Annotated in this window: 10 protein-coding genes; 3 read left to right on the top strand and 7 right to left on the bottom strand. The window is 64.9% G+C overall.

The window, feature by feature from the left end; translation table 11 throughout:
• Nucleotides 1–20 precede the first annotated feature (20 nt).
• A complete protein-coding gene (locus tag FIU28_RS16085) occupies nt 21–257 on the bottom strand; it encodes a hypothetical protein (protein WP_143574230.1) in 237 nt (78 codons plus the stop codon).
• Between the two features lie 467 nt (nt 258–724).
• On the opposite strand from FIU28_RS16085, the gene FIU28_RS16090 reads away from it, so the two are divergent.
• Nucleotides 725–1,921 carry an MFS transporter gene (locus FIU28_RS16090; RefSeq protein ID WP_210245407.1) on the top strand — a complete coding sequence of 399 codons (1,197 nt, stop codon included), beginning with the start codon at nt 725–727 and terminating at the stop codon, nt 1,919–1,921.
• 3 nt (nt 1,922–1,924) lie between these two features.
• On the opposite strand, the gene FIU28_RS16095 is transcribed toward FIU28_RS16090, so the two are convergent.
• Complete coding sequence (locus FIU28_RS16095; protein WP_246660700.1) at nt 1,925–2,284, bottom strand: hypothetical protein; 360 nt, start codon at nt 2,282–2,284, stop codon at nt 1,925–1,927.
• 499 nt (nt 2,285–2,783) lie between these two features.
• Here FIU28_RS16095 and FIU28_RS16100 point away from each other — a divergent pair, with 499 nt between their 5' ends.
• Complete coding sequence (locus FIU28_RS16100; protein WP_143574231.1) at nt 2,784–3,140, top strand: GrlR family regulatory protein; 357 nt, start codon at nt 2,784–2,786, stop codon at nt 3,138–3,140.
• A gap of 337 nt (nt 3,141–3,477) precedes the next feature.
• Here FIU28_RS16100 and FIU28_RS16105 read toward each other — a convergent pair whose 3' ends face one another.
• Together FIU28_RS16105 and FIU28_RS16110 are read right to left on the bottom strand one after the other, a co-directional pair.
• The gene (locus FIU28_RS16105; RefSeq protein WP_143574232.1) at nt 3,478–6,159 is read right to left on the bottom strand and encodes a PAS domain S-box protein; all 2,682 of its coding nucleotides are present in this window, start codon (nt 6,157–6,159) and stop codon (nt 3,478–3,480) included.
• A 107-nt stretch (nt 6,160–6,266) separates the two neighbouring features.
• Nucleotides 6,267–8,444 (bottom strand): PQQ-dependent dehydrogenase, methanol/ethanol family, encoded by a 2,178-nt coding sequence (locus tag FIU28_RS16110; RefSeq protein WP_143574233.1) that lies wholly within the window; start codon nt 8,442–8,444, stop codon nt 6,267–6,269.
• A 213-nt stretch (nt 8,445–8,657) separates the two neighbouring features.
• Between FIU28_RS16110 and FIU28_RS16115 the strand changes: the two genes are divergently transcribed.
• Complete coding sequence (locus FIU28_RS16115; RefSeq protein ID WP_143574234.1) at nt 8,658–10,223, top strand: long-chain-fatty-acid--CoA ligase; 1,566 nt, start codon at nt 8,658–8,660, stop codon at nt 10,221–10,223.
• A gap of 140 nt (nt 10,224–10,363) precedes the next feature.
• On the opposite strand, the gene FIU28_RS16120 is transcribed toward FIU28_RS16115, so the two are convergent.
• From FIU28_RS16120 to FIU28_RS16130, 3 genes are all read right to left on the bottom strand, one after another.
• Nucleotides 10,364–11,164: an NUDIX hydrolase gene (locus FIU28_RS16120; RefSeq protein ID WP_143574235.1), complete on the bottom strand. Its 801-nt coding sequence runs from the start codon at nt 11,162–11,164 to the stop codon at nt 10,364–10,366.
• Nucleotides 11,165–11,305: 141 nt separating this feature from the next.
• Nucleotides 11,306–12,262, bottom strand: coding sequence for a dihydrodipicolinate synthase family protein (locus FIU28_RS16125; protein WP_143574236.1), 957 nt, complete (start codon nt 12,260–12,262; stop codon nt 11,306–11,308).
• A gap of 67 nt (nt 12,263–12,329) precedes the next feature.
• Complete coding sequence (locus tag FIU28_RS16130; RefSeq protein ID WP_143574237.1) at nt 12,330–13,190, bottom strand: MaoC family dehydratase; 861 nt, start codon at nt 13,188–13,190, stop codon at nt 12,330–12,332.
• Nucleotides 13,191–13,356: the final 166 nt, after the last annotated feature.

Raw genomic sequence — 13,356 nt, forward strand, 5'->3', positions numbered from 1 at the left:
TCGCCCATTGATCGCGGTCGCTAATCCGCCGTCGGCAGCCGCCGCATCGTGAATTCGATCGCGCCGTCCGGCAATTCGCGCCAGCGCTCGACCTCGCTCATATAGGCCTGCTTCGGAAACCGGTCGAGAAACGCCCGTGCCGCCGCGCGGGCGTTGTCGCGGGGCAGCGTGTAGGATTCGCGAATGAAGCCGTCGTCGTTGCGGGCTTCGCGGCGGGACGCCATGCGGGTCGCCAGTTCACGCGGCGTCTTCGACATCGCTCACTCCCGCCCAAGCGAGGCCGCACTGTGCCACAGGCGCGCGCCGGTTCAAGTCCGAGGACTTCAAAAAGCAGGGCCACAAAGAAAGGGCGCCCCGATCGCTCGGTGCGCCCTTCCCTGTCTCGCTGAACCGGGCGCCAAGGCGCCTTGCAGGGATCAAAGCGTGATCCTAGCCGGCGACCTCAGCGAGGTGACAGCGTTTGGAATAAGACACTGGACCACCTCCTTTCGTTGTTGATGACCATCCTAGTATAGGAAGGATTCGCCAGCTGTTAAGGGGCGGCAGCCGCCGGAGCCATGCAATCGCGCGCGGGGCGCCCGAGCCAGCCGCGGTTGTGATGCTCGCGCGCGCTGGGCATGATTGACCTCCCGGCCCTGAATTGGACGCCGCAAGCAGCAAGATCCTTCGAAGGGTAGCGGCGGCGCAACGGGTTCCACGTCCTCACTCCAGGTTCGCTCGCCACATGCCCGCCCCTTTCGACGTCCCGCCAGTCCGGATGACGTCCCGCGCCGCGATCGTCCTGCAGATCTCCTCGCTCAGCGCCATTGCGGCTTCGGCCGGCGCACCGACGCCGCTGTATCGGATCTATGCCGAACATTGGGGCTTGTCGCCGGTGATGGTGACGACAGTGTTCTCCGTCTATGCCATCAGCCTCCTGATCGCGCTGCTCACGGTCGGCGGGCTGTCGGACCATGTCGGGCGCCGGCCGATGATGTTCGCCTCGCTGATCGTCTGCGCGCTGTCGATGGCGGTGTTTGCAGCGGCCGATTCCGTGGCGGCGCTGCTGGCGGCGCGCATCATCCAGGGGTTTGGCGTCGGCATCGCGTTCGGCTCGATTGGAGCTGCGATCATCGATTCCAACCGCAGCCATGGCTCCCTGCTAAACAGCGTCACGCCGGTGACAAGTACCGGAGCCGGCGCGCTGATCTCGGGCCTGCTGGTGACCTACGCGCCGATGCCGACGCAACTCGGCTACCTGATCCTGCTGGCCGTGATGCTGCTGCAGGCCGCGCTGGTGGGGTGGATGCCGGAAACCGCCGTCCAGCGCCCCGGCGCCTGGGCCTCGCTGCGGCCGACCGTCATGGTGCCCCCGCAAGCGCGCGCGGCGCTGCTGCTGGTGTCGCCCGGCAACATCGCACTATGGGCGCTGTGCGGATTCTACATGTCGCTGATGCCGTCGCTGCTGCGCAGCGTGAGCGGATCATCGTCGCTGCTGCTGGGCGGCGTCGCCGTCGCCGTGCTCACCTTCAGCGGTGCCGGAGCGATGCTGGCAGCGCGGCCATGGCCGGGCACCACGATCCTGATCCGCAGCATGTCCGCGCTGATCCTCGGCGTGGCGATCACGCTGGGCGGCGTTCACGCCCAGTCGGTCGGCCTGCTGATCGGAGGAACGGTCATCGCCGGTCTCGGATTCGGCGCCGGCTTCTTCGGCGGCATTCGCACCGTGGTCCCGTTGGCGCTGCCGCATCAGCGCGCCGGCCTGCTCTCGGTGATCTTCGTGATCTGCTACCTCGCCTTCAGCCTGCCGACCATCGCCGCCGGGCTGGCCGTGCCGGTGCTAGGCATGACCCTGACGCTGGAAATTTATGGCACTGCCGTCATCGTGCTGGCGGCTATATCGCTGATCGGCGTACTGTCCGAGATCCGCCGCGCCGCCTGAGGTTCAGGTCATGCTGCCCGGAAGGAAGCAGCGGATTGTGGTTCCGGCCGTACCGACCAGCGGCCATACCATGGTACGGCCCACCCGGTTCGGACCGGTCAGCACGGCCTCGTCGGGTACGTCGAACGAGACGCCATCAAGCCGCACCCGGTAATGCCCGCCGCTAGACTTCCAGTCGACATCGCTGACCGCACTGCCGTCGGCATCCGAACAGCACGGCCCCTTGCCGCTGAGCAGGCTGTCGAACCAGGATTTCAGTTCCGGGCTGGTGCCGGCATATTGCCCGAGATCGCGCGCCGCGAGCGAGTACAGCGTCAGCGAGAGCAGCGCCACTGCCAGGGCCGATGCTCCGGCAGACGCCATCGGCGGCGGCGGTCCTTTTGCTCATGCGTGGTACGCAAACACGGCGCGTCGGCGCCGGAAGACATCCCGTCGCTCATGTGCTCGCTCCAGCTTCCCGGCCAGCGCAGTCTGTTTTTTAGGCATGTCCCGGGCCAAGGCCCGTAATGTCTCGTATCGCTCACGCAAAGGTGCACACGATAACCGAAAACGCGCTGCTTACTGTCACAGGCGGCAGCCTCGCCTGAAATGAAGGTAAGCGATTCGACGGCGGCGGCATCGTAGCAACTCTTTCGCGCTGCAGCGATTGCGCGGGCGATAACTTTCCGCCGGCATTGCTATAATTGGCGGGGTCGTACTAATACGGTGTTAGCCAAGCCCATGCGACAAACCTCCAACGCAGGGCGCGATGTCATACTGCGGATAGTAAGGGCGTGCTGCATTTCAGCACATCGCGTTGACGTTGATAGTTGGTATTTGCATAATGCACTGTGGCCAGGGGACGGGTCACCACCGGTATATTATGAAAAACGCACTTTATTCGATTCACGTCGATCTTTTGGACGGACGGTCTGGCAAGGGAAGCGGCGTTGTCGTGTTTCGCGACGGCCAGATCCTGGGCGGCGACGCCTATCTGTTCTATGTCGGCAGCTATGTCAGCAATGCCGAAACCAACACCTTCAAGGGCGAAGTGACGGTGAGGCAGCACACGCCGAGCCCCCTGCAGAGTCCGCTGTTCGGTGGCCAGAACCAGCCGGTCGGCATCGGCGTCTCCGGCACGTTCACGGCTACCTCGGCCACGATGAACGGCACGGCGCTGGTCGGCAAGGCCAGCCAGATTTTTCGCGCCACGCTCAGAAAGCTGGCGGATACCGAATAGCTATTCTCCTGTCGTCCCGGACAAGCGAGCTTGCGAGCGCCGATCCGGGACCTCCCATAAACCCCGCAACGCCCGCCCCGATCGCCCGATCTTAATCGAGGCACCGAGACTTACGACCCATACCCGCCGGAGAATTGTGCCTAGCTGTAGCTGACGGCATCCTGCTATCAGAACGGACAGAGGTTATGGATCCCTTGGGTTCTCAAACGAAGTGCAACACCAGATTAAGGTGTTGCGATGGAACGACGATATGCCCAGCGTTCGCGGGGACGACGTGGACAGGGCGGGGCCAGACTATCAGCGGCGAGCCCGCAGAAACACAGAGCACGCGCGCGCCCTACTCCGCCGCCAATTCCAGCGGCGCGGTGCGCGGCAGGATGATCTGTACCCGCGTGCCCTTGCCGGGTTCGGAGTGCAGATGCAATCGGCCGCCGAGCCGGTTGGTGACGATGCTGTAGACGATGTGCAGGCCAAGCCCGGTGCCACCCTGGTCACGGCGCGTGGTGAAGAACGGATCGAAGGCACGGCGGCGGATCTCTGCGCTCATGCCGATACCGTTGTCCGAAAACAGCACCTCGACATGGTCGGCACCGCTATCGCGCACCTTGATCTCGACCGCGCCGCCACTGCCATTGGGAAACGCATGGGCTACCGTGTTGAGAAACAGGTTGGTCAGCACCTGGCCGTACGGGCCGGGATAGGAATTCATCATCAGGTTCGGCTGGCAATCCACCGACAGCGCCAGGTTCTGCTTGCGCAGTCCGGGCTTCAGACTCATCACCACCTGTTCGGTCAGGTCGGCGAGGTCGAACATCCGCATATCGGAATAGTTGCGGTCGGCGGCGACCTGCTTGAAGGACTGGATCAGCTCGGCTGCGCGATTGAGGTTCGCGACCAATTGCTGCGCCGCGTCCCGATTAGATTCGATGAAGTCGGTGAGGCTGGAACGGCGCAGCTCGCCGCGCGCGACCTCCTCGCCGAACAGCGCAATCTTGCGCTCCAGTGACGACGCCACCGTCAGGCTGATGCCGACGGGGTTGTTGACCTCATGCGCCACGCCGGCGACCAGCCGCCCGAGCGCCGCCAGCTTTTCCGCTTCGATCAGCGAGTTCTGGGTCTCGCGCAGATTACGCAAGGCGGCTTCGGCGGCGTCCTTGGCCTTGCGCATCTCCGCCTCGCTGCGCTTGCGCTCGCCGATGTCGAGCGCCACCGTGACGATGTTCTCCAGTCTGCCATCGGCGCTCAGCATTGGCTGCTTGTTGACCAGCCATTGCCGCATTGCGCCGGACGCATCCTGGTATTCCTCTTCATAGAAACCGAGCCCCTGGCGGGTCGCCAGCACCTGCTTGTCCGGTTCGCTGGTCTTGCCGGCATCGTATTTCGACATCAGCTCGGCCGTGGTGCGGCCGATCGCTTCGCCGGGCTCGATGCCGAAGATTCCGGCCATGTAGCGGTTCATCAGCACGTAGCGCAGATCCGGGTTCTTGACGTTGATCACGGCGGGCACGGTATCGATGACCTGCTGCAGCAGCCGGCGGCCTTCCCGGATCGCCGCCTCGGCGCGCTTCTGGTTGGTGATGTCGCGAACCGTGCCCTCGTAGCGCACCACCTCGCCGTTCTCGTCGCGCACCGCGGTGGCGCTGTCGGACAGCCACAGGATGGTATAGTGGCGCTGCCGGACCTGGTACTCGAATTCGCGCACCATGCCGTCACGCTGCATCCGCATCATGTATTCGGCGCGCGCCGAGGGGTCGACATAAATGGTGCGGCTGATGTCGAGCGTGGCGCGGATCAGCTCTCCCGGCGATTCGTAGCCCATCATCCGCGCCAGCGCCGGATTGGCGTTGAGCAATGCGCCGGCCGGCGTCGTCACATAGATGCCATCCACCGAGCCCTCGAACAGCTTGCGGTAGCTTTCTTCGGCAAGCCGTTGCACGGCCAGCGCGTGCACGGCGGCCTCGCGCGCGGCATCGGCCTCGACCAGCGTGTGGCGGAACACTTCCGCGGCCCGCGCGATGTCTCCGATCTCGTTGTCGAGGTCGGTGGCGGGAATGGCGGTGTTGGGCACCCCGCCGGCCAGCGCCCGGATCGATCTGGCAATGGCTTTTAGCGGCCTGACGATACGCCGCACCACAAACAGGGCCGCCAGCAGCCCGATCAGCACGCCGGCCGAGCCCAGCGCGATGCTTTGCCATTTGGCCTCGTTGAGCGTCCCGGCGAAATCGCGCGACAGCACCCGTCCGCGCCGGGCGCTGAGCTCGCGCAGAAATTCGGTGACGCGGCTGATCAGCCGTCCCTCGGTGCCCAGCACGTCGCGGTCGAGGTCGGCGATCCGGCTTTCGGTGGCGGCGATGGCGATGATGCCGTCGGCATAGGCGTCCGCCGCGGCGTGCAGCGCGTCGTCGTCGATCGGCAGGTCGCGCATCCGCTGCGCCGCCCGTTCGGCGCCGTCGGGATCGCGCGCCAGCAGCGCGGCATTGACCTCGTTCTGCGCCCGGAACAGGCTGCGGGCGGTGCCGCGGTTCGGCGTCTGTTCGATGGCCGCCTCGAATTTTTCACGCAGCGGCGGCAACGCCGCGACCAGGGTGGCGCGCTGCGCGATCAGCGCCGAGACGCGCTCGATGCCCTCGCGGTAGCTGTCCAGCCGGGCCGCCACGCCATCGATCATCTCACGCTGCTCGGGCGCCAGATCGATCCGGGTGTTCTTGAGCAACTCGCCCAACGTCACCGCGGCCTGCGTCACCTTTTCCGGCTGAACGTCGGAATCGGTGACGACATCGCGCGCCGCCAGCCGCAGCCCGTTCATGCGGCGGTCGATTTCCTCGGCGAGATCGCCGACGCGCTGCAGCCGCTGCAGTTCGGCGAAGGTGTTGCCGATGTCACGGATCGCGACCACGCTGTTGATGCCGGTCACCAGGATTACCGCCAGCACCAGCAGGAATCCGCCAAAGGTCAGTTGTCCGATCGACAGCGAGGACGATCGGACCCGCTGCATGAACGGCATCACTTCATTGGCCATCGGTTCGGACGGGCTCCAGACCGCCGCAATATACTATGACTTCGCCGCAGGGGGAAACTGGCTGGACGACCCGCAAGCAAGCCGCCCAGCCTATGGTTATTTCGGGCTCACTTGGGCCGGATCGCGTCGGCGGTGCCCTGGATGAAGGCCTGGATCTTCACCACATCCGCTTCCGTCAGCTTGCCGGTGAAGTCCGGCATGCCCTTGTCCATGAAGGGGCCCTTGAACACAAAGTTCTTCAGGTTGGCGATGGTCTCGGTTGCGACATAGCCAAGATTGCGGACGTTACCGCCCTTGTCGACCCCAGGCACGCCATGGCAGGTCGCGCAACTGCTGACGTAGATTGCGGTTCCCTCCGGAACGTCCTTCGGATCGTATTTGACGCCGCTCAGCAGGTTGGAGGTCTGATATTGGGTGAAGGCCGGCAACGGCGCCTTGCCCCCGATGGCGAAGGTATACACCGTGCCCGGCCCTTCCCGCTCGGTGGCGCGCTGGGTGATGCCGAACACGCCACCCCACCCGACCGCGACCGAGACATACTGCACCCCATCAACAATATAGGTCGCCGGCGCCGCCACGACGCCAGTGCCCACCGGGGTCTCCCAAAGCTTCTCGCCGGTGGAAGCGTTGTAGGCCACGAAGCGACCATCCGCGGAGCCCTGGAACACCAGATTGCCCGCGGTCGTCAGCGTGCCCCCGTTCCACGGCGCGATATGCTCGACACGCCAGGCCTCCTTCTGCTTAACTGGATCCCAGGCCAGCAACCGGCCGAATGGCAGGTTCTTCGGCGGCTCGGCATTGAGCGCGAAGCCGACGTTCCAGCCGGTGGTGCCGCCGAATTTCATCGGCGCCGGCGCGTTCTGCACGAAGTTCTTCTCGCCGGTCAGATTGAGCGGCACACCCTGTGCCGGCAGGTAGACGAGGCCGGTCTGCGGATTGAACGACATCGGGTGCCAATTATGGGCGCCGAACGGGCCGGGAATACTGTCGAACGACTTGTCGGGCGTGCGCGCCTCCGGATTTTCGATCGGCCGCCCGTCGGCCCCGTAACCCGACGCCCAGTTCACATCGACGAAGTTCTTCGCCGAGATAAACTTGCCATTGGTGCGGTCGATAACGAAGAAGAAGCCGTTCTTCGGCGCGTGCAGCACGACTTTTCGTGCCGCGCCGTCGATCGTCAGGTCGGCGAGGATCATCGGCTGGGTCGAGGTATAGTCCCAATTATCGCCCGGCGTTTCCTGATAGTGCCAGACATATTTTCCGGTGTCGGCGTTCAGCGCGACGATGGAGCCGAGATACAGGTTGTCGCCGCCCGCGGGGCTGCGCAGATTGCGATTCCAAGGCGAGCCGTTGCCGGTGCCGATATAGACCATGTTGAGTTCGGGATCGAAAGTGATGCTGTCCCAGGCCGAACCGCCGCCGCCATTGATCCAGTATTTTCCGGCAGGGTCCCAGGTCTTGGCAGCCGCCGCCATCGACTCGTCCTCAAACGGCTTCGAGGGATCGCCAGGCACCACGAACCAGCGCCATGCCTGGTCGCCGGTCTCGGAATCATAGGCCGTGACGTAGCCGCGCACGCCGTATTCGGCGCCGGCATTTCCGATCACAACGCGGCCGTTGAACACCCGCGGCGCGCCGGTGATGGTGTAGGACATCTTGCTGTCGATGATGGTGTCCTTCTCCCAGACCTTCCGGCCGCTTGCCGCATCCAGCGCTATCAGGCGGCCATCATAGGCACCGACGAACACCTTGCCCTTGTAGAGCGCGACGCCGCGATTGACGACGTCGCAGCAACCGCGATAGCCCTTTTCGCGGCTGACCTGCGGATCGAAACTCCAGATCCGCTTGCCGGAACGCACGTCCACGGCGTGGACGATGCTCCACGGCGCGGTGACATACATGATCCCGTCCACCACCAGCGGCGTCGCTTCCACACCGCGGATCGATTCCAGATTGTAGGTCCACATCAGCCCGATGTTCTTCACATTATCGGCCGTGATATGGTTGAGCTTGCTGAAGCGCGTTTCCGCGTAGTCGAGGCCGTAGCTCGGCCAGTCTTTGGAATTAGCGCCATTGGCGATAATTGCGGCGCTATCGATCGCCCCGGTGACCGCAGTAATGTGTTCCGGCGACCCCTTGGTCTGCGCCTGCGCGATGCTGCCGAATGACAGAACGACGAGCACGGCCGCGGCGGCAAGAAAGGTTTTCGAAAAGGAAGTCCCGGAGAAAAAGGTGTCGATGATTTTTTGGCGCGCAAACGCGCGCTGACCGGCAAGTCGCTGCATGCTTCACTCCCAATGGCCTCTGGCGGGCCTGTGCGAATGCTACGCACGGCGCGCGCGGCGTCAACAGTTCAGCACAATTCTCGTGGCGTGACCTGTGGTGCGACGCAGCGTTACGGCGCCCGCTGGCCGCTTGCGGCATCCCCGACCGCGGCTATGATCGCCGCCGGCCAGAGATGCAACCAGCATCCGCAGCGCCGTGATAGGGAGAATTCCATGAACATCACCCAGGGCCTGCGCCGGGCGCTACAGGTCAATCCCGAGGGCATGGCCACCATCGACGGCGAGCGGCGGCGCACCTGGCGTGAGGTCGGCGAGCGCGTCTCCCGGCTGGCCGGGGCGCTGCAGACGCTCGGCATCGGTGCCGGCGACCGCGTGGCGGTACTGATGCTGAATTCTGACCGCTATCTCGAACTCTATCTCGGCATTGCCTCAGCCGGCGCCGTGGTGGTGCCGACCAATGTCCGCTGGAGCCACGCCGAGATCGCCGATTCGCTGTTGGACTGCCGCGCCAGCGCGCTGGTGGTCGATAGCGCCTTTGCCGCGATGGGCGTCGATCTGGCGAAGGCCATGCCGCTCGCGCTGATCCATGCCGACGACGCGGCAGGCCCCGCCGGGGCGCATGATTACGAGCAACTGATCCGCGACAGCGAACCCGTCGCCGACGCCATGCGGGGCCGCGACGACCTCGCCGGCATCTTCTACACCGGCGGCACCACGGGGCGCTCCAAGGGCGTGATGCTCAGCCACGGCAACATCGTCGTCAACTCGCTGCACATGCTGGCCGAAGGGCTGGTGCCGCTGGGCACGATCTATCTCAACGCCGCGCCGATGTTTCACGTCGCCAATGGCGGCGCGATGTTCGCCTTGCTGCTGTCCGGCGGCACCAACGTCATCGTCCGCGTCTTCAATCCCGAACTGGTGCTGGCGACCATCGCCCGCGAGAAGGTCACGGCAACGCTAATCGTGCCGACCATGATCCAGATGCTGGTCGATCACCCCGCTTTTCCCGAGGCAGATCTCAGTTCGCTGAAGCAGATGATGTACGGGGCGTCCCCGATCAACGAGACGCTGCTGAAGCGCGCGATGGCCGGCATGCCGGGGACGGAATTCCACCAGCTCTACGGCATGACCGAGCTATCGCCGCTGGCGACGCATCTGCCGTGGGACCAGCATTTTGGCGAGGCGGCGTTCGCGAAAGGTCGGCAGCGCGCCTGTGGTCGCGCCGCGGTCGGCTGCGAGGTAGCAATCGTCGATGCCGACCGCCGGCCGGTGGCGAACGGCGTGGTCGGCGAAGTCGCGGTGCGCGGCGCCAATGTGATGATGGGCTACTGGGAGCGGCCGGAAGAGACCGCGAAGGCCGTGATCGACGGCTGGATGCACACCGGCGACGGCGGCTACAGGGATGACGAGGGCTATATCTATCTGGTCGACCGGATGAAGGACATGATCATTTCCGGTGGCGAGAACGTGTATTCGATCGAGGTCGAGAACGCCGTCGCGCAGCATCCGGCGGTGGCGCAATGCGCGGTGATCGGCATCCCCGATCCGCAATGGGGCGAGACGGTGCATGCCTTCGTCATCACCAAGCCCGACCATGCCGTGAATGCCGCGGAGATCATCGCCTTCTGCCGGGACCGGATCGCCGGCTACAAATGCCCGCGCAGCGTCGAGGTACGCCAGGAGCCGTTCCCGCTGTCCGGCGCCGGCAAGGTGCTGAAGCGCGAACTGCGAAAACCGTTCTGGGAAAACGCGGGCGCGAAGCAGGCCAAGGCGGGATAGATTTACCCAGGCCTTTCCCCGTCATTGCGAGAAGCAAAGCGACGCGGCAATCCAGAAAGCGGCACGCGTGGAAAGAACTGGATTGCTTCGTCGCCAAGTGGCTCCTCGCAATGACGTGGATAGTTCCGCGCGAGCGTCTGCTACGGCGCGCCGGTCAGTTCGAAAACTTCGCCGTCGTAGCCGGCCTCGAGCGGAATCCGCAGCGTGCGCTTGTCGCCGTCCCGGGCTAGGACCGGCATCACCGTGACTATTGTGTTTGCGCGCGCGCCGTCGAGCGCCGCGGCCACGCCCGGTTGCCGGCCGAGCTTGATCAGGTTGCGCGTCGTCGGAAACGGCAGCGTGAAGCGCCCCGAGGCGCCGCCCTCCAGCGCCTCGCGCGGCGACAGCCAGATCGAGTCGGTCGCCTCCTTGCCGTCGTGCAGGCCAACCTGCTCGGGCGGCGCTTCGGCGAGATAGAACCAGGTGTCGAAGCGCTTCTTCATGCCCTCCGGCGTGATCCAGTGGGCATAGGGCACCAGCAGATCGAGCGCGAGCACGAGACCATTGTCGGCAAGGATATCGGCGAACTTGACCTGGCCGTCATTGAGCGCATCGCGATGGGCGTCGGCGATCTCGCCGGCGCGTTTCGCGTCGATCAGTTCAGCCGAGCCGCGCGGGCGCGCGAGCAGGATGCGGCTTTCTTCAAAAGTCTCGCGGATCGCGGCGATACGAAACTTCAGCGTTGCCTCGTCATCGCCATCGACGCCGGCATAGAGCTCCGGCCGTGCGACGATATCCTGGTCGCCGGGATCGACGCTGCCGCCAGGAAAAACCAGCGCACCGGAGGCGAACTCGATCTGGTAGTGCCGCAGCATCATGAACACTTCGATGGCGTCGGCGTCGCCCTGCCGCAACAGCAGGATGGTGGACGCAGGCCGTGCAACGCCGGGCTCGGTGGGCATGATGAGAACTCCCTGAACGGCATTCTTGATGATGCGCGATGCGTAGGGTGGGTTAGCGCCCTTGCGCGTAACCCACCATTGCCCCGATCGTACCTTGTGATGGCGGGTTACGGCGCAAGGGCGCCCTAACCCGCCCTACACCTATTCCGCCGCGCTGGACTGCGGCTGCAGGTTGGCGCGCTTGTCGAAGCGGGCGACGCGCGACAACAGGTAGTCGATCTCGGCCTTGGCGGTGACCGTGATGCTCGACCCCGGCTTGCGCTGCGCCGGCGAGGCGATCACGCCGCGCTTGTGCAGCACGTATTTGCGGGCGGCGAGACCGATGGCCGGCTGCTGCTCGTAGCGGATCAGCGGCAGATGCGCGTCGAACAGGTCGTGCGCCTTGTCGCGCTCGCCGTTCTTCTGGAAGTTCACCACATCAACCAGCAATTCCGGGAAGGCATAGCCGGTCATCGCGCCGTCGGCGCCGCGCTCCATCTCGAAGTCGAGGAACAGGCCACCATTGCCGGTGAGAATCGACAGCTCGCGCAACGATCCGTCCTTCTGGAAGCCGCGCAACGCGGTGATTTTCTCCAGGCCCGGCCAGTCCTCGTGCTTCAGCATCACGCAGGACTTCGAGTCCATCACGATCTTGCGGATCACCGCAGGGGTCATCACCACGGTCAGCGTCAGCGGATAGTCCTGCAGCACCCACGGGATGTCAGCGCCGATGGCTTCCTCGGCCTGCTTGAAATAGGTGGTGATCTGGTCGTCGGTGCGCAGCGTCGGCGGCGGCGCGATCATCACGCCCGCGGCGCCGGCGTCCATCGAGGCGCGAGCCAGCGAGCGCATCGCGGCGAAGCCCGGCGACGACACGCCGACGATAATCTGCATCTTGCTAGCGGCGCGCTTGACGAAACGCTTGGCCACCGCCTCGGCTTCCGCGGCTTCCAGCTTCGGCGCTTCGCCCATGATGCCGAGCACGGTGATGCCGTCGCAGCCGGCTTCGGCATAGAAGTCGGTCAGACGGTCGATCGAGCCGTCATCGACGCGGCCGTCTTCAAAGAACGGCGTCGGGGCAATGGCGAAGGTGCCGGCGGCTTTGGGGGTCAGTTTCATGATGGGCCTCGGTGAATGATGCGGCATTCTAGAGCGAAAGAGCGGGCTTGTCCTGCCCGCTTCCGCGTCAGGCCAGCACGGTGCGGCCGCTCTTGATGACGGTAACGTTGCGCTCTTTCACCCTGGCCTCGAACGACACCACGCTACCGTCCTTCCACAGGTCCATGGTCACGGTCTCACCGGGATAGACCGGCGACGAGAACCGTACCGCATGCTGCTTGAACGCGGCGGGGTCGTAATCGGCATAGGTCTGCAGCACGCCGCGACAGGTCAGGCCATAAGTGCACATGCCGTGCAGGATCGGGCGCGGGAAGCCGGCGCGTTTGGCAAAATCCGGATCGGAATGCAGCGGGTTGCGGTCGCCGCAGAGCCGATAGACCAGCGCCTGGTCCGGCCGGGTCGAGATCTCGACGCTCTGGTCCGGCGCGCGGGTCGGCATCGCGTGCGGTTCGGGCTGCTTGCCGGCGGGACCGCCGAAGCCGCCATCGCCACGGGCGAAGCGCGACGCTACGAGGGTCGCGAGTTCGGCGCCGCTCTCGTCGCGCAAAACCGTCTTGTGGCGGATCACCACGCCCTTCTCCTTGCCCTTGTCAAATACGTCAAGGACGGACGAGTCGGCAGTGATCCTGGCGGCGGCCGGCATCGGCCGGTGGAAGGTGATGTCGCGCTCGCCATCGACCACCAGCACCTTGTTGAGATTCATCTCGCCGGGACCGGCGCCCCAAGCTGCCACCGAGGCGAAGGTCGGCACCACTTTCAGCGGGCGCTCTGTGTAATAGGCCTCGTTGACGAAGGAGAGCTCACGCTCGTCCATCGGATCGGCGCCAAGGCCGATGCCATAGGCGTACAGCATCACGTCGCGGTCGGTGTAGGCGTAGGGCTGACCGAAATTGGTCATCGCCATCATCGCATCGTAGTTGATCGGCATGGGGTGGTTTCCTCTGTTTTTATTTCTTCGCGGCGCCAGTCGTGGTGCCCTCTCCCCTTTGTGGGAGAGGGCTGCGCTGTCGCCGTTCCGGACTGTGATGGGAGAGGGGTGCCACGGGCGTCAACGCTTGTGGCGCCCCCTCTCCCGTCACGGACTTCGTCCGTGC

Source organism: Tardiphaga sp. vice154 (assembly GCF_007018645.1).
Classification (GTDB): domain Bacteria; phylum Pseudomonadota; class Alphaproteobacteria; order Rhizobiales; family Xanthobacteraceae; genus Tardiphaga.